Here is a 16,363-nt window from a genome sequence, read left to right on the forward strand (position 1 = left end):
GCTTTTTATTGAAAGTTATTTTTTTGAGGCAAAATCATGATCCCTGTAGTGGCCCTTGTGGGGCGACCAAATGTCGGTAAATCGACTTTATTTAATCGTCTTACACGTACTCGTGATGCATTGGTTGCAGATTTTCCGGGGTTAACCCGTGACCGTAAATATGGTCGTGCGTTCCTTGCGGGTTACGAGTTTATCGTTGTTGATACAGGCGGCATCGATGGCACCGAAGAAGGCATTGAAACTAAAATGGCTGAGCAGTCGCTAGCAGCGATTGAAGAAGCCGATGTTGTACTGTTTATGACCGATGCGCGCGCGGGCCTAACCGCAGCGGATCAGGCTATTGCACAGCATTTACGTAGCCGTGACAAGGTGACCTTTGTGGTTGCAAACAAGGTTGACGGTATTGATGGCGATTCAGCCTGTGCTGAGTTTTGGTCACTTGGCTTAGGTGAAGTTTATCAAATGGCAGCGGCGCAAGGGCGCGGCGTAACCAACATGATTGACTACGCACTAACGCCGTTCGCTGAAGCCATGGGTATTACCAAGCAAGGTGAAGATGACGAGCAAGAAGAAGTTCGTGAATACACCGAAGAAGAAGCAGAAGCCGAGCAAAATCGCCTGCAAAGCCTGCCTATTAAGCTGGCAATTATCGGTAAGCCAAACGTAGGTAAGTCTACCCTAACTAACCGTATACTCGGTGAAGAGCGCGTCGTGGTATATGATGCGCCAGGTACCACCCGTGACAGTATTTACATCCCAATGGAGCGCGATGGTCGAGAGTATATTCTTATCGACACCGCAGGTGTGCGCCGCCGCTCTAAAGTTCATGAAATGGTTGAGAAGTACTCGGTCATTAAAACCCTAAAAGCGGTTGAAGATTCAAACGTAGTGCTACTGATCATCGATGCCCGTGAAGGTATCGCTGAGCAAGATCTTGGCTTGTTAGGCTTTGCATTAAACGCTGGTCGTGCGCTAGTGATTGCGGTAAACAAGTGGGATGGCATTGATCAGGAAGTGAAAGATCGCGTTAAGAGCGAGCTTGACCGCCGTTTAGGTTTCATCGACTTTGCGCGTGTACACTTTATCTCGGCATTGCACGGCACAGGTGTTGGCCACTTATATGAATCAATTGAAGAAGCTTATGACAGTGCAACGCGCCGCGTAAGTACCTCAATGTTGACGCGTATTATGCAAATGTCGCAAGACGATCACCAGCCGCCGTTAGTGAACGGTCGCCGCGTTAAGCTTAAGTATGCGCATGCAGGTGGTTACAACCCACCAATCGTGGTAGTACACGGTAACCAGGTTAGTAAGCTGCCTGATTCATACAAGCGTTACATGATGAACTACTTCCGCCGCTCGTTAAACGTAGTGGGCACACCAATTCAAATTCGTTTCCACGAAGGTGCAAACCCGTTTGAGGGCAAAAAAGAGAAGTTAACTTTAAGCCAGGAACGTCGCCGTAAACGCGCAATGAGTCACTTGCAAAATCGCAATAAGAAGCAAGCGGACTAACTCTCAACAGCACGATTGAGCTGCACTACTTGGCAGCAGTTGAACGCTAGAGCAAATACCAAGAGCCTGACATTGATGTCAGGCTCTTTTGCGTTTAGGGCTATCCGCTATTGATTGCGGTTAGCGCGACTTTTATTGCCTTTGTTACTAGGAGAAGGATTACTTCGTGAAGGGCTGCTTCGAGAAGGCTGGCTTCTAGATTGGCTGCTGTGATTTGCACTGCTTCGCGAAGAGTAGCTTTTTGAATTAGCACTATATGAAGACGAGCTGCGTGCTTGTGATTTATTCATATCGCTGCCTCTATAACTGCTTGTTGCTTGCTTTTGTGTCGATGGCGAGTTTGCCCTTTGGTTGTATGACTTAGCCTGGCTATTCGACTTCGCGCTGCGCTGGGAATAGCTTGAGTTATTATTGCTGTGATGCAAAGACTGCGAAGCGGTTTGTTTTGCACTCTTGTCATAGCTTTGGCGCGATGCTGTTGACCTTTGCTGCTGCAACTTCTGGGTTAAATTCCGCGCTTTTTGCTCATGACTGCTCTTGTTTCTTGATAACTGTTGGGCGTGGGTCTGCTTGCTATTGCTACTTGGTTTGTACTGCTTATCTCTGTATTGCGTAGAGAGTTGTTTAGTACTCGCCTTGTAGTTAGCTGGTTTATTGGTGACTTTTGCCACGCTTTTTCTATCTAGGCTCGTTCTATCTAGATTCGCTCTATCTAGACCACGATGAACCTTGGTCACTTGCGCTTTGTGATGATTAATCGCCACAGTAGGCTTGGCACGCACATGTGGCTTAGCATAACTGCCTTGATAACGCTTGCTCACAGAAACTGAGCGGTAGGCGACACCCTTGCGATGCTGCGGTTTATGTCTCCAGCGCTGTGCCCCTGAGCTGTAGGCAATTTTTCTCGCAGGGCGATAGATGTGCGAGTGGCGATGGTTAATTACCACTACCCGGCGATAGCTCCAACGAAACGCTGAGAAATAATAGTTAAAACTAATGTGGATCCCTGGTCCCCAATATATTGGCCTATGTGACACATACACAGGCGGCCTCCAGTAAACCGGTGGATGCCAATATACCGGTGGGTAGTGCGCCCAGTACCAGTTACCGTAAACCACGCGGGTGTCATAATACGGCACGTAAACTATCTCTTTTTGTACCGGTTCGATAATGATTTGCTTGTCGGTTTTAGTTACGGTGACATTTTCCATATCATCGAGACTGTTAGCCTGATCTGCTTGATGGCGCAGTGTTTGAATCGCATCTAGTACTCGGCCTTCATCTTGCAAAAAGGCATCGCCGAGGTTTTGCGTCCACTGCAAATCATCACTGAGGCGTTCAAGTACAGTTGGGAAAGCAGCTAATGCCTTAACACTTGGCTCCCAACTTTGTTGCTCAACATCTTGCATTACCCGAGCTGTGTCATCGCTCTGGTTTTTACGCCACCTGTGTGCCTGAACGATTTCTAACGGATAGGTAGAAGCGATGAGGATATGAGTTAATAAACTGTCAGGATACAGGGCAATAGGCGCTAAAACCTGCGCTAGCTGCGCATCTGAAAAGTGACTATCTTCATCAGCTAACTTATTTGTTTGAGCACTGCTTTTAGCCTGAGAACTTCCGGTAGCTTGTGAAGTGCCGGTAGCTTGGGTGTAGTCAGATTGCTGAGCCAAGTTTTCATATTGACCCTGAGTAAGATCCTGCTGCGATGCCTGAGCAATGTTAGCCATTGGCGAGGTTACCCCTATAAGCAAGATGCCTATAAGACTTTTAAAGCGCAGCTTGGTATTCCTTGAATTGAATTTAGCTGTGTTCATCATTTCTCCCGGTCAATAACTGACTTTTATTGATGTTGATAACAGGATATCTGAGTGAAGATGAACATAAGCTGAAAGTGATTTTAGGCAGATTTGCTAATGATATGTGCTGTTTTGGAGAGTGTAGGTTGTGCGAGCGCCAGGCTTGCTGGGCAGCCTGGTTCGTATAGCGCGGTGGCTTGTTTAGAGTAGTAGTCGGGCAGAGAGAGTTTTACAAACTTATTACTGAGGGGGATTTGCCCCAAAGGTAAATGTGAACTTTGCTCCGCCAAGTGTATCAGAGCCAGTGACTGTTAATGCCCCTTGATAGCTTTGCACTAAATCTTGGGTAATCGCGAGTCCAATACCATGGCCTTTTTGGTAAGTGTCGGCGCGCACGCCACGTTGAAAAATTAACTGCTGCTGAGACTGGCTAATACCTTTACCGTCATCTTCAACAATGATGCGACATTGGTCTTGATCGCCTGCGACTGAGACAATGACCTGAGACTTCGCCGCTTTACAGGCGTTATCTAACACATTGCCGACCATTTCACTAAAGTCAGTTTCATCGCCTTTAAACATCACATCCGCAGCGCTGTGGTATTGGATATCAATAGCATTAGTAATATGAAGTTTAGCCATAGTGCGCACTAATTTAGTCAGCACTTCATCAACATTAAAGCCCACATGCCATGCTTGACCCGCGCCGCTTTGTGCGCGTTTGAGTTGGTAGGCAATAATATTGTTGATGTTAGCAACTTGCTCTTTTGATGATGGCGTTAAATCTGTTTGGCTTTGAATAATCGCTAGCGGCGTTTTTAAGCTATGGGCTAAGTCAGCCAACGCATTGCGGTATCTACTACGTTGATTTTTCTCAGAGGTTAGAAGGGTATTGATTTGTTTAGCCAACACCTTAAGCTCAACTGGATAGCGGCTACTGAGCTGCTGTGATTGGCCCTGTTCTACCTGTTTAATCTCACGCACAAAAGCAGCCATAGGCTTTAGCGTCCACCATAGCCAGCTTAACTGCACTACTAATAGCACTAACATCAAACTGATCAGCCAGCTCCATAGCGTTTGGCTAAACTCGTCAAGCTGTTGTTGATACTCGGTTTGGGTTTTAATGATATGCAGCGTGATAGGGTAAACATTGCCCGCCTTTTCAAAACTCACGGTAAAGCTGAATATCCAATACGGAATTTTATCAATGTTTAAGGGCGCGAAGGTTTGTTGGCCTGTCTTAGGTGTTGGGTAGTTGGATGGCAGTTTAATGCCGATTGATGAATTTGAGCGCCAGGCTATGGTAGAAGGGTTAATGCCAGTTTGATAGGTAATAACCGCATATAAGCCTGATTGAGTTAGGTTAAATTGATTTTCCATTAAGTGAGGCGGCATTTGCGGCTCACCATTATCCACCTCAGCCACAGCGAGCACTGAGTATACATAAGCCTGCAGTTGCTCTTTGGTTGAGTCCGTTAATTGTTGTTCAAACGCTTTGTGTAAGGCAATACCAATCGTTGGCACCAATACTAATACCAGTAGCAATGCACTAACGATGATCCTTGCCTTTAACGAGCGCATCAAAACTTATTCCACCTTGTTCATGCGATAGCCTTGACCGCGTAGGGTTTCAATCAGTTTGTACTGACCATCTGGGTCAAGTTTTTTACGTAAGCGGCGGATAAAGACTTCAATCACGTTTGAGTCTAAGTCGAAATCTTGATCATAAATATGTTCGATTAACTCAGATTTTGACAGCACAGCTTCGACATGATGCATCATGTATTCAAACAGCTTGTATTCAGAGCTACTTAAATTGATTGTCTGTCCTGCTTTAAACACTTCAAGGCTGCGGGTATTGATGGTAATTGGTCCGTTGCTGACTAACGGGCTGGCTTTACCTGCTGAGCGGCGAATTAACGCGTTGATTCGCGCAACTAGCTCTTCTGGTTGAAAGGGTTTAGTTAAGTAATCATCTGCGCCAGCATCTAGCCCAGTGACCTTGTCTTGCCAGCTATCCCGCGCAGTTAAAATTAGCACCGGATAATCAATGCCTTGACTGCGCAGCTGGGTGATTAAGCTAATGCCGTCGATTTTAGGCAAGCCTACGTCGATGATGGCGGCATCATATTGGTATTCTTGGGCTTGAAATAACCCATCTTCACCATCGCTGCTCACATCGACCTGATAATTGGCGTCTTGTAAATGTTGCTTCAGGTTAGCTTGTAATGCTTGATCGTCTTCGACAAGTAATAATCTCATTGCTAGTTCCTTCTCACTGCACCCGTTCTGGCATCAACTGTTACGTAAAACACTCGGCCATCACTACTTAGCATCTTCACTTGGTAACTATTGCCAGAGCGATTGCTCTGCACTCTCAGCACCTTGCCTTGATATTGCTGCTGGACTCTGGCGATAGCTTGCTGACTACTTTTGATGGCTAAAGTGGGCTTATTTTTTCTAGGCGTGGAGTTAGGAGAATATTGCTGGGTAATACCTGGAGTGAGAAAGCGTGACTGACTATTGCTTGCACTTAACTCATCCGTGTGCGCCTGGCTTAGTGGTGTCACTAGCAATAGGCTCAATAGGCAAGGTTTAACGTGTTTGGCAATTGTCATCTTGGTTACTCATTTCATCGTCGTTTTATCAGTGTAAAAGATTAACCGTATTGAAGAAATAGTGATAAACAGTTAACGCCTTATAAATTCAGTGAGTTAGTCGTGAATTATGAACTCGGTAGACTATTCACTAGCGCTTGCTGCTATTTCAAAGCGATACCCTTCCTTTTCTAAGTTCTACTTTTCTCATTCTCAACGCTCTGTCGGAAGTGCTTAGGTTATTGGCAACAAGATGAACATAAGATGAACGATTAAGATGCTGTTTTTGTTCAGCTTATGTTCATCATGCCTTGGCTTTAATACAGAGACTGCTTAATACAATTGTCGAGGAAGGTTATGAAAAAGTCTCGTTATCAAGTCAGCAAGCACAAAAAATATCGCCAGTTAACTTCGCTGCCAATCATGTTATTGGCTGTGTTTGCTTGGCTAAGTTGTCATGCAGCGTTTGCGCAAACTCAGCAATCAGCTCAGGTTAATAGTAATGATGGAGTTGCCGCTACTAATGCCGCGCCAGCTAAGCAGGTGATTAGTGTTGGTATGCAGCATTCCACACCGGATGAGCGTAAAGAGACAAAAGCGTCAGAGGTGCAGGCTACTGCGTCAGTAAGCTCGGAAGATGCCGATACGAATATAGAGAAAGATGCTAGTGACGAGTTGCTAGTCCATTTGCAGCACAAGCTGCAGCTGGCGTTACAAAAAAGGTTAGAGCAAAAGCAGGTTGTACAATCAAACCAGCATCAAGTAGACACTCCGTCATATCAGGGCTTACTGCGCGAGTGGATTATTGTGCAAAAGAAAGCACAAAAGAAAGAGCAGGCAAAAGAAGATAGTCAATCTGCTCAATCAGCTGACTTTGCGCAGTCCCAGTCTCTGTTGAGCGTGAAGGTGAGTCAACCCACTAATGCCGCTTTGTATTATGACTTTAGTATTTACGATGCATATAGCCGCTTGTTTGATGACTTCAATTACAACGGTTTTTATCAAACATTTAGCGTGACCTTTGACGCCGATATTCTTGGTCCTACGGGTTATGAAATTGCCAATGTGTACGCTGAAATGTACCTAAGTCGAAACGGTGGGCCGTGGGAGCATTATTACACCACAGATATTTTCACTATTGAAGGTGATAGAACTGACGATGATTATGAAGTGCTTACCACCCTTGCCAGTGGCTACCCCACTGATCACTATGATGTGTTGATAGATTTATATGAGGTTGGCTACAGCGATATTGTCGCAACGATTAGCAGTGAAGATGTCGATAGCCTGTATGCCTTGCCTCTGGAAAGCCGAGATTGGGACTCGGGCAGCAGCGAGGTTGTGATTGTTGAAGAATATTCCGCAGGTAGTTTAGGTGCTTTTGGTTTGTTTGTGATGCTCATTGTCGCAGTTAGGCGTAAAGCGATTCATTGAGAAGCCTTTGGCTAGTATCGAATCGAGTAACCTTTTGTTGGAATAACAAAACAGCCTGACAATAATGCCAGGCTGTTGTTTTTCTGGGGGAGCTTCGAGTTTAGTTAGTCCAAACCAGTGTATTTTTACCCCAGTAATTGTTGTCTTTCTCTTTTACCTGCCAACCTTTTCTTGCGAGCTCGCGGCGAATATGAAGGTTCATAAAGCCGTGGCCAAATGCCATTACTTTTTTATGTTGCTTGGCGAGGGCTATCAATTCATCGGCTGCAACTATCGCGCGCTGTTTTGCATCATTATAAGACTCAAAGTTGCCTTTTTTACCCAACATCCACAATGCGCGGTTGAGGTAAACCCAGGTCCAAGCATTTAGTGTAAATGGCAGTTTGTAGCGCGGAATGTCCATCTCGCGTAGAGAGGGAAGTTGCTGCTGAGGTGTTTTACCTGAATATATTTCGCTAGAGTGAATAGCTCTTTTTAAGTCGCTTGAGACTAGGTAATGGCTATTATCAAATACTTGATGATTGGCGCGGCTTGTGTTGCACACCTTAGCGTGATGATAGTGCCTAACCCATTGAATAAAACCGCTGGCGGATACTTTGGGGTTGCCGGCCGTAGTGGGGCGTCCATGACGGATAAGTATAATTTCCATATTGCTTATTATTTGATGAGTTTCTAAGTGATGGGTTTCTAAGTGATTTCTTGCGATAAGAGCCGACAGCCTAACGCAATAAGCAAATGACTGTCAGCTTATATTAACGATATTTAAATGAGGATGGTGCTATCTCAATACGAGTTTTTCTATTTCAATCGCTTATTTCTACATGCTTATTTCTAAGCACTTAGTTTTTGTCGCCAACTTGTGCACTGCGCATCCAGTCGCGGTACTCATCCGCGCCAGATTCACCTTCAGCGGCTGTCCATGGCGCAAAGTCCTCGGCGGGTGTTGGCACGTAAGCACCTTGTTTAATTTCTAAGCCAACAGTGCCCGATTGCATACAAGCATAGCCGTGCCAAGTGCCTGGTGGAATTTCGATAGCGCGGTTAGTCTCTGGTGACAAGCTATGGCGCTCGGTGACAGTACCTTCATCATCAAAGATAAGTAGGTCAAGCTGGCCTTTCAATACCAGAAACAGCTCCCACTTGTGTGATTCGCTATGGCGATGCGGGCGCATATAGGTATCAGGCTCAGTTGAGATAAATAAGCGCTGTACACCCGCATCTAAAGTTTCATGCAGATTATGATGACTGCGCTGACGCGGTGCATCTTTAGCGTTTTGAGAAAATTGTTCAAAATCTTGGTTCGAAATAATTTTTAGCATAGTTATCTTTATTGCTCATATAAGGCAGCGCGTGCTGCAAGAATTCACTTAATTGCTGTATTAAGGTTTTTTGCCGTAGGCTAAATTTGTTTAACACTGTAGCTCGTCATATTGGTAAGGAATGCTCACGTTATCAACAAACCCTGAGAGCTATTTACGCAAGGCGCCGTGAAATCATCCATGATGGCTATACTACGGCATCCATGCCGTAGAATCTTGCTCCAATAGCTCCCAGAACTTTTACACAAACCCATAGGGCTGTATCCAAAAAAGCCTGCTACTCAACAACAGACAGCACTTCACCATTATTTAATTGGGTTATTAGCTTATCACCGCTATTCAGCTTAGTTGCATCTTGTACGACTTTACCGCTGGCGTCTTTGGTAATCGAGTAGCCACGGCTTAATGTTGATAATGGACTGACGGTTTCCAGCTGATGAGCAGCATTGGCGATGCGAGCTTTGGCTTTGTCCATTTGCAACTCCAGCGCCTTATTTAATCTGGTGTCTAAAAATGACAGTTTGTTGGCTTCCATAGCAATATGCTGCGCTGGTGAGTTTTGCGCGAGCCTGTGTTGCAACTGTTGTTTGATTAATTGTGCACTGGTTAACTTGCGATTCAGTGCGGTTTCAAGGCGCATTTGCAGTTCATCAAAGCGCTGCTCAAATTGTTGTAGTTGTCGCTGCGGGTCTTGGCGCTGCAGCTGGTGGTTTAGGTTATCTAATAGCGATTGCTGATTAAGCTGATAGTGACGCATGCTTTGCTTCAAGCGGTTAAGCACTAGTTGCAGCTTGTCTTGCTTATTACCTTTGTCTTTTGACAATAGCTCTGCTGCGGCAGATGGCGTTGGCGCGCGCAAATCGGCAACATAATCACTAATAGTGGTATCAACCTCATGACCAACTGCGCTAACAACGGGCAGGGCGCTGTTGTATATCGCATGGGCCAGCTGCTCGTCATTAAAGCACCATAAGTCTTCTAGTGAACCGCCACCTCGGGTAACTAGTATTACGTCCACTTCCAGGCGGGCATTTGCAGTGGCAATTGCCTGACATATTTGTTGGCTCGCTGCAGCCCCTTGTACTTGCGTAGGGTAAACCACGACTTCTAATGAGGCATCACGACGTTTCAGTACATGGAGAATATCTCTAAGCGCCGCGCCTGTTGCCGAGGTGACAACACCAATGCGCTGAATATTATCTGGCAACTGCCTTTTAGTATCGGTAGCAAATAAGCCCTCTGCTGCCAGCTTCATTTTCAACGCTTCATATTGCTGGGCTAATAACCCGTCGCCAGCAGGCAGCATAGATTCTAGTAATAGCTGGTAGTCGCCCCGTGGCTCATACACGCTAATGTTGCCTTTAACTAAAACTTGCTGACCATTGGTTGGGGTAAAGCGCACTTGTTGATTGCGGCCTTTAAACATGGCGCAGCGAATTTGTGAGCGGCTGTCTTTTAAGGTGAGGTACCAATGCCCTGAGTGCGGCGCAGAAAAGTTGGAAATTTCACCTTCCAGCCAGACTCTGCCGAGCTGCCCTTCGAGCAAATTTCGCACTTCTCCGTTTAATCGAGAAACTGTGTAAACATTGTTTTTCGTAGTTAGCATAATAAAACGCTTTGTAAGGGCTATTTTGAAGCATTTTCCCATTTACCGACCAATATATGCAAGGTATAATCCCGCCGCAATATTTACCCTTTCCTACCCTACAATTTACTGGGAGATGTTGCATGTTAAGATTAAGAAATGACGCACTAACCTTCGATGATGTCCTACTGGTTCCTGCTCACTCAACCGTTCTCCCAAACACCGCTGTTCTAAAAACTCGTCTGACTAAAAAGATTGAACTGAACACCCCAATTGTTTCTGCTGCAATGGACACTGTGACTGAAGCACGTCTTGCTATCGCAATGGCGCAAGAAGGTGGTTTAGGTTTTATTCACAAGAATATGACCATTGAACAGCAGGCTGAAGAAGTACGTAAAGTTAAAATCTATGAAGCGGGTATTGTTCAACAGCCGGTAACGGTTAAGCCATCTACTACACTAGCTGAAGTTAAGCAGCTAACTGAGCGTAATGGCTTTGCGGGTTACCCTGTAATCAACGATGCTAACGAGCTAGTGGGCATTATCACTGGACGTGACGTACGCTTTGTCACTGATTGGAACCTAACTGTTGAAAAGGTGATGACTCCTAAAGATCGCCTAGTAACCGTTATTGAAGGTACGCCGCTAGACGAAGTACAAACCCTAATGCACTCACACCGTGTTGAGAAGGTGCTAGTGGTTGACGATAACTTCAAGCTTAAAGGCCTGATCACCGTAAAAGACTTCCAAAAAGCTGAGCGTAAGCCAAATGCTTGTAAAGATGAATTAGGTCGTCTGCGTGTTGGCGCAGCAGTTGGCGCTGGTGCTGGCAACGAAGAGCGTGTTGCTGCATTGGTTAAAGCTGGTGTTGACGTACTGCTTATCGACTCATCACACGGTCATTCTGAAGGTGTACTACAACGTATTCGCGACACTCGCGCAGCGTACCCTGACTTACAAATCGTTGGTGGTAACGTCGCAACAGCTGAAGGTGCACTAGCACTGGTTGAAGCGGGCGTTGATGCAGTTAAAGTAGGTATTGGCCCTGGTTCTATCTGTACTACTCGCATCGTCACAGGTGTAGGTGTACCGCAAATTACCGCTGTATCTGACGCAGCCGCTGCAGTTAAGCACTTAGACATTCCAGTTATTGCTGATGGCGGTATTCGCTTCTCAGGTGACCTAGCTAAAGCGTTAGCCGCTGGCGCATCATGCATCATGGCTGGCTCTATGTTTGCGGGTACTGACGAAGCGCCAGGCGAAACTGAGCTATACAATGGCCGTGCATACAAGTCATATCGCGGTATGGGCTCACTAGGCGCGATGACCCAAACTCAAGGTTCATCTGACCGTTACTTCCAAAGCGATAACGCAGCAGACAAGCTAGTACCAGAAGGTATTGAAGGTCGCGTTGCTTACAAAGGTAAGCTTAAAGAAATTATTCACCAGCACATGGGCGGCCTACGTTCATGCATGGGCTTAACCGGTTGTGCAACCATTAAAGAATTAAACGAAAAAGCAGAGTTTGTGAAGATCACTTCTGCTGGTATGGGCGAGTCTCACGTACATGACGTGACCATTAGTAAAGAAGCGCCTAACTACCGTAGCGGTTCTTAATATCGACCCACGGGCGGCAAATTAATTGCCGCCTTTTTTCAATCAAGTTGATTGAAGTTAAGTATCTAATTTCGAATTAAATCCAGATATAAGGTATCCCATGAGCAACATTCATGACCATAAAATCCTGATCCTAGACTTTGGATCGCAATACACTCAGCTGATCGCACGCCGTATCCGTGAAATCGGTGTTTATTGTGAGCTTTGGGCTTGGGACGTATCTGAAGAGCAAATTAAAGAGTTTGCTCCAAACGGTATTATTCTAGCGGGTGGCCCAGAAAGCGTAACAGCTGAAGGCTCACCACGTGCACCTGAATATGTATTTAATGCTGGCGTACCAGTTCTTGGCATTTGTTACGGCATGCAGACCATGTCTGAGCAGCTTGGCGGCAAAGTTATCCAGGGTGTTGGTGAAGGTGAATTTGGTTACGCGCAAGTAGAAGTGCAAGCTGAATCTGCATTATTCAAGAGCATTGAAGATGCAATCAGCAGCGATGGTAAACCACTACTAGACGTGTGGATGAGCCATGGTGACAAGGTATCTGAAATTCCAGCTGGTTTTGTTGCCGTTGCTAACACTGAAACTTGTCCATTTGCTGCGATGGCAAATGAGGACAAGCAATTCTACGGCGTACAGTTCCACCCTGAAGTGACTCACACTCGTCAAGGTAAGCGTATGCTTGAGCATTTCGCCCTTGATATCTGTCAGTGTGAAGCTAACTGGAAACCATCTTCAATCATTGAAGATGCTGTTGAACGTTTGAAAAAACAAATCGGTGATGATGAAGTTATCCTAGGTCTCTCTGGTGGTGTTGATTCATCAGTAGTGGCTATGCTGCTGCACCGCGCTATTGGCGACAAGCTAACTTGTGTGTTTGTTGACAACGGCCTACTGCGTTTAAACGAAGCCCAACAAGTAATGGATATGTTTGGCGATCACTTTGGTCTGAACATTGTTCACGTTGATGCTGAAAACCGCTTCTTAGATGCACTAAAAGGCGAAGCTGACCCAGAAGCGAAGCGTAAAATCATTGGCCACGTATTTGTTGATATCTTCGATGAAGAGTCGAAAAAATGCGTTAACGCTAAGTGGTTAGCACAAGGTACTATCTACCCAGATGTGATTGAGTCTGCAGGCAGTGCAACTGGTAAAGCACACGTGATCAAGTCTCACCACAATGTGGGCGGCTTACCTGATGATATGGAGCTAGGCCTTGTTGAGCCGCTACGTGAGTTGTTTAAAGACGAAGTACGTAAGATTGGTCTAGAGCTTGGCCTACCTTACGACATGCTATATCGCCACCCATTCCCAGGGCCAGGTTTAGGCGTTCGTGTACTAGGCGAAATCAAGAAAGAATACTGTGACCTGCTGCGCCGCGCAGACGCTATCTTCATTGAAGAGCTGCACAAAGCAGAGCTTTACCACAAGGTGAGCCAGGCATTTACTGTATTTCTACCGGTACGCTCGGTTGGCGTAATGGGTGATGGTCGTAAGTACGATTGGGTTGTATCGCTACGTGCGGTTGAAACTATCGACTTTATGACTGCGCACTGGGCACACTTACCATATGACTTCCTAGGCCGCGTATCTAACCGCATCATTAATGAAATCGATGGTATTTCTCGTGTGGTATACGATATTTCTGGTAAGCCTCCGGCAACTATTGAGTGGGAATAATTAATTCCTGATTTTGAAAAAGGCGCATTTTGCGCCTTTTTTGTTTTACACTAGCGGCATAAGTTTTATCAAGTTTTGAGAGTCATATGCCCTCGACAAAAGTGTCTTCGCAAGAAATGTCCTCGCCAGAAATGTCCTCTAAGCAAGTTAATTTAACTCAAGTTGCGATAACGACAGTTAGCATCAATCATCTTGGTCAGCAAGTTGTGAGTGAGCTCAGCCCAGAACAACAAGCCATTGATGAAAAATGGATGCGTGTTGCCATGGAACAAGCCAAGCTCGCTGAGGCTAAAGGAGAGGTGCCTGTTGGCGCCGTACTGGTGAAAGATGATGAGCTGATCGCTAGCGGTTATAACCTAAGTATTTGCGAGCACAACCCAACAGCACATGCCGAAATTGAATGTATTCAAGCTGCGGGTAAGGTACTAGAAAACTACCGTATGCTGGGTACCACCTTGTATGTGACTCTTGAGCCTTGCTCGATGTGCGCGGGCGCCATGGTGCATAGTCGAATCGAGCGAGTGGTGTATGGCGCCGATGATTTAAAAACAGGTGCTGCGGGAAGTGTGGTTAATCTATTGCAGCATGAGCAATTTAATCATCATGTAGCGATAACTAAAGGTATTTTGGCTGATGAATGTGCTGCCCAGCTAAGTAACTTTTTTAAACGTCGCCGCGCAGAGAAAAAAGCGCTGAAAAAGCAGCAACAACTGCAAGCTAGTCAGCCTTAAGCTAGCTGTTTTAGCATGCCTTCTATTGTGTCTGAGTAGGCAACTAGCTTTTAGTTTCAGTAGAGTTTGGGATCCAAAACATAAAGTGGGTGCGTTGGCGTTCATGAGTACGGCGGCGTTGCTGTTTTAACATGATCCTACGACGCGATGCCGACGAGTTATTGAGTGCTTTAATACGCATTGGGATGGCCAGAGTTATTTTACAGGCTAAAAGGACTCGCTAAGTGTAATCAGTTATGTGCTAACAACCAAGGGCAAATGTCGAATAATTGTTATCACAAAATCAACCTTTAAAATATAACTTGTGTTTATTGAGAAAGGGTTAGGTGCCGTTAGTTTGTAGGGCAGGCGTTATTGGTCAAGGGTTTTGGCGTAAACACTTTAGGGTTAAGTAGCTTTGAGCAAGCTATTGCGCTGACTCTTGAACCTGCTGAGTTGTATCTTCCGCAATCACTTCCACTTCAGACTCCGGTTCTGCATCTTTTAATTGCTTAGTTTGGTTGTCTACCCACACTAGCGTGTCGTAGTAACGGCGAATATTGTCAACGTAATGCACAGCTTCACCGCCGCGAGCATAGCCATAGCGGGTTTGCTTGTAGTATTTAGACTGCTGCAATAGCGGCAATACTTTTTTGACGTCACGCCACGCACTTGGATCTAACCCCATGGATTGCGCCATTTTGCGCGCATCTTCCACATGACCCAGGCCGACATTGTACGAGGCGAGGGCAAACCAAATTCTTTGATTATCTGGTATTGACTCCGGTAGGCGGTCAATCATGTTTTGTAAGTACTTAGCGCCGCCGCGGATCGATTGCTCGGCATCAAGTCGGTTTTTTACCCCAACATAAGATGCGGTAGGGCGGGTTAACATCATCATGCCGCGCACACCCGTTGGTGAGCGGGCACTTGGGTTCCAGTGTGATTCTTGATAGCTGGTAGCAGCCAATTTACGCCAGTCTAGCTCGCCAGCGTATTTCTCGAACATGGCCTGATACTCAGGCAGCACATTGTCGATAGCACGAATGAACGCGCGGGTGTCGACATAGTCAAAGCGCTTAACGTGGCCAAAGTACTTTTCATCTAGGTACTCAAAGGTACCAGCACGTTTTTCTTGATGCCAAAAATCCAGCAGTTGGCTAAGCAAGTAGTCGTCTTGCTGCGGATGCAATAACCAGGTGACTTCGACTTTCTCTTCAAGCGTCAATGCTTCGCGCAGTTCTGGTAAAAAACGCTGTGAAATCAGCAGGCTATTAGAGTCTAACACTGTGTAGTCAAGTTGATCATTGACCACCATTGCCAAAATTTCTTCGTACTCTTTGTCTTTGGCGGTGATCCAATTGAGATCGGGGTAATCGTTTTGCAGTTTGATTAAAGCATTTTCAGCGGCTGAGTCAGGCAAAATCATCATGCGGCCATTAATCTGATTTAGCTCTCTGGGTTTTGGTTTGCCTGCTTTGTAAACCAGTACTTGATTAACAAAGTAGAGGGTTGGCCCCAGCTTAAATTGCTCAGTTCGGGCAGGGGTTTTGGAAATACCCGCAGCGATAATATCTATCTCTTCTGCTTTTAGCGCGGCAAACAATTGCGGCCGATCGCTAAACGGGACCATTTGCAATTCGACATCAAGGTAGTCTGCAAAACGCTTGGCCATTTCATAGTCAAATCCCGACTCACCTTGCTCTGAGTTCAAGTATATTTGCGGCCCATACAAGGTCCCCACCTTAAGCACAGTGCGCTTAGGCGGAGTCTGGTTGAGCTGGACTTCTTCAATCACTACCTTGCTACATGCACTAAGTAGGATACAGAAAAAGACAAATGTAAACTTGTTGAGCATAGGTTGCTTTGGATGTGCCTTATAAGTTACTGAAACTATGAGGTTGTTCGGTTGTGTGTTTGTTAAATCAAAGGCGCAATTTTACTACTCTAGCCGCTGATTATTAAATTAATTATATGTCTTTAGTCGCCAATTGAGGTTGTTACTTTAACATTGGTTAACAGCTTTGGCGAAAATCGGCTAAAACAAATGCACAATTCACCATGGAATATCACCAGATTGTAAGGCTTTTTCACGGTGATTTTGGCTTTG

General features: G+C 45.7%; 13 protein-coding genes. 5 read left to right on the forward strand and 8 right to left on the reverse strand.

The window, feature by feature from the left end:
- The first annotated feature begins 36 nt into the window (after window positions 1–36).
- Window positions 37–1,515 (forward strand): ribosome biogenesis GTPase Der, encoded by a 1,479-nt coding sequence (gene der, locus G3R49_RS05420; protein WP_167868939.1) that lies wholly within the window; start codon window positions 37–39, stop codon window positions 1,513–1,515.
- Window positions 1,516–1,622: 107 nt separating this feature from the next.
- Here the strand turns inward: der and G3R49_RS05425 are convergent, their stop codons facing one another.
- The 4 genes from G3R49_RS05425 to G3R49_RS05440 all read right to left on the reverse strand — a co-directional run bounded on the left by G3R49_RS05425 (window position 1,623) and on the right by G3R49_RS05440 (window position 5,932).
- Window positions 1,623–3,245, reverse strand: a complete 1,623-nt coding sequence (locus tag G3R49_RS05425; RefSeq protein ID WP_167868940.1) for a DUF3300 domain-containing protein — start codon at window positions 3,243–3,245, stop codon at window positions 1,623–1,625.
- Between the two features lie 309 nt (window positions 3,246–3,554).
- Window positions 3,555–4,895, reverse strand: a complete 1,341-nt coding sequence (locus G3R49_RS05430) for an ATP-binding protein (protein WP_167868941.1) — start codon at window positions 4,893–4,895, stop codon at window positions 3,555–3,557.
- A gap of 6 nt (window positions 4,896–4,901) precedes the next feature.
- Entirely contained in the window at window positions 4,902–5,576 is a 675-nt protein-coding gene (locus tag G3R49_RS05435) for a response regulator transcription factor (protein ID WP_167868942.1), read from the reverse strand.
- 2 nt (window positions 5,577–5,578) lie between these two features.
- Window positions 5,579–5,932 (reverse strand): PepSY domain-containing protein, encoded by a 354-nt coding sequence (locus G3R49_RS05440; RefSeq protein ID WP_167868943.1) that lies wholly within the window; start codon window positions 5,930–5,932, stop codon window positions 5,579–5,581.
- 336 nt (window positions 5,933–6,268) lie between these two features.
- On the opposite strand from G3R49_RS05440, the gene G3R49_RS19985 reads away from it, so the two are divergent.
- On the forward strand, window positions 6,269–7,345 hold the full coding sequence (locus tag G3R49_RS19985; protein WP_245335279.1) for a choice-of-anchor H family protein: 1,077 nt from the start codon (window positions 6,269–6,271) through the stop codon (window positions 7,343–7,345).
- Between the two features lie 100 nt (window positions 7,346–7,445).
- On the opposite strand, the gene G3R49_RS05450 is transcribed toward G3R49_RS19985, so the two are convergent.
- From G3R49_RS05450 to xseA, 3 genes are all read right to left on the reverse strand, one after another.
- Window positions 7,446–7,994 carry a histidine phosphatase family protein gene (locus G3R49_RS05450; RefSeq protein ID WP_167868944.1) on the reverse strand — a complete coding sequence of 183 codons (549 nt, stop codon included), beginning with the start codon at window positions 7,992–7,994 and terminating at the stop codon, window positions 7,446–7,448.
- A 190-nt stretch (window positions 7,995–8,184) separates the two neighbouring features.
- Window positions 8,185–8,664 carry a WbuC family cupin fold metalloprotein gene (locus tag G3R49_RS05455; RefSeq protein WP_167868945.1) on the reverse strand — a complete coding sequence of 160 codons (480 nt, stop codon included), beginning with the start codon at window positions 8,662–8,664 and terminating at the stop codon, window positions 8,185–8,187.
- 277 nt (window positions 8,665–8,941) lie between these two features.
- The gene (gene xseA / locus G3R49_RS05460; RefSeq protein WP_167868946.1) at window positions 8,942–10,270 is read right to left on the reverse strand and encodes an exodeoxyribonuclease VII large subunit; all 1,329 of its coding nucleotides are present in this window, start codon (window positions 10,268–10,270) and stop codon (window positions 8,942–8,944) included.
- A 122-nt stretch (window positions 10,271–10,392) separates the two neighbouring features.
- Here xseA and guaB point away from each other — a divergent pair, with 122 nt between their 5' ends.
- From guaB to tadA, 3 genes are all read left to right on the forward strand, one after another.
- Window positions 10,393–11,865, forward strand: coding sequence for an IMP dehydrogenase (guaB, locus tag G3R49_RS05465; RefSeq protein WP_130597898.1), 1,473 nt, complete (start codon window positions 10,393–10,395; stop codon window positions 11,863–11,865).
- A 100-nt stretch (window positions 11,866–11,965) separates the two neighbouring features.
- Complete coding sequence (gene guaA, locus G3R49_RS05470) at window positions 11,966–13,543, forward strand: glutamine-hydrolyzing GMP synthase (protein ID WP_167868947.1); 1,578 nt, start codon at window positions 11,966–11,968, stop codon at window positions 13,541–13,543.
- Window positions 13,544–13,629: 86 nt separating this feature from the next.
- Window positions 13,630–14,274, forward strand: coding sequence for a tRNA adenosine(34) deaminase TadA (gene tadA, locus G3R49_RS05475; protein WP_280954594.1), 645 nt, complete (start codon window positions 13,630–13,632; stop codon window positions 14,272–14,274).
- A 406-nt stretch (window positions 14,275–14,680) separates the two neighbouring features.
- Here the strand turns inward: tadA and mltF are convergent, their stop codons facing one another.
- Window positions 14,681–16,111 carry a membrane-bound lytic murein transglycosylase MltF gene (mltF, locus tag G3R49_RS05480; protein WP_167868948.1) on the reverse strand — a complete coding sequence of 477 codons (1,431 nt, stop codon included), beginning with the start codon at window positions 16,109–16,111 and terminating at the stop codon, window positions 14,681–14,683.
- Between the last annotated feature and the right edge of the window lie 252 nt (window positions 16,112–16,363).

It is taken from the genome of Shewanella sp. WXL01, from assembly GCF_012263345.1.
Lineage (GTDB): Bacteria > Pseudomonadota > Gammaproteobacteria > Enterobacterales > Shewanellaceae > Shewanella > Shewanella maritima.

Excerpts from the sequence above, each read along its gene's own strand:
- der (WP_167868939.1), top strand. The coding sequence starts at position 37 with ATGATCCCTGTAGTGGCCCTTGTGGGGCGACCAAATGTCGGTAAATCG.
- G3R49_RS05425 (WP_167868940.1), bottom strand. The coding sequence starts at position 3,245 with ATGGCTAACATTGCTCAGGCATCGCAGCAGGATCTTACTCAGGGTCAA.
- G3R49_RS05430 (WP_167868941.1), bottom strand. The coding sequence starts at position 4,895 with ATGCGCTCGTTAAAGGCAAGGATCATCGTTAGTGCATTGCTACTGGTA.
- G3R49_RS05435 (WP_167868942.1), bottom strand. The coding sequence starts at position 5,576 with ATGAGATTATTACTTGTCGAAGACGATCAAGCATTACAAGCTAACCTG.
- G3R49_RS05440 (WP_167868943.1), bottom strand. The coding sequence starts at position 5,932 with ATGACAATTGCCAAACACGTTAAACCTTGCCTATTGAGCCTATTGCTA.
- G3R49_RS19985 (WP_245335279.1), top strand. The coding sequence starts at position 6,269 with ATGAAAAAGTCTCGTTATCAAGTCAGCAAGCACAAAAAATATCGCCAG.
- G3R49_RS05450 (WP_167868944.1), bottom strand. The coding sequence starts at position 7,994 with ATGGAAATTATACTTATCCGTCATGGACGCCCCACTACGGCCGGCAAC.
- G3R49_RS05455 (WP_167868945.1), bottom strand. The coding sequence starts at position 8,664 with ATGCTAAAAATTATTTCGAACCAAGATTTTGAACAATTTTCTCAAAAC.
- xseA (WP_167868946.1), bottom strand. The coding sequence starts at position 10,270 with ATGCTAACTACGAAAAACAATGTTTACACAGTTTCTCGATTAAACGGA.
- guaB (WP_130597898.1), top strand. The coding sequence starts at position 10,393 with ATGTTAAGATTAAGAAATGACGCACTAACCTTCGATGATGTCCTACTG.
- guaA (WP_167868947.1), top strand. The coding sequence starts at position 11,966 with ATGAGCAACATTCATGACCATAAAATCCTGATCCTAGACTTTGGATCG.
- tadA (WP_280954594.1), top strand. The coding sequence starts at position 13,630 with ATGCCCTCGACAAAAGTGTCTTCGCAAGAAATGTCCTCGCCAGAAATG.
- mltF (WP_167868948.1), bottom strand. The coding sequence starts at position 16,111 with ATGCTCAACAAGTTTACATTTGTCTTTTTCTGTATCCTACTTAGTGCA.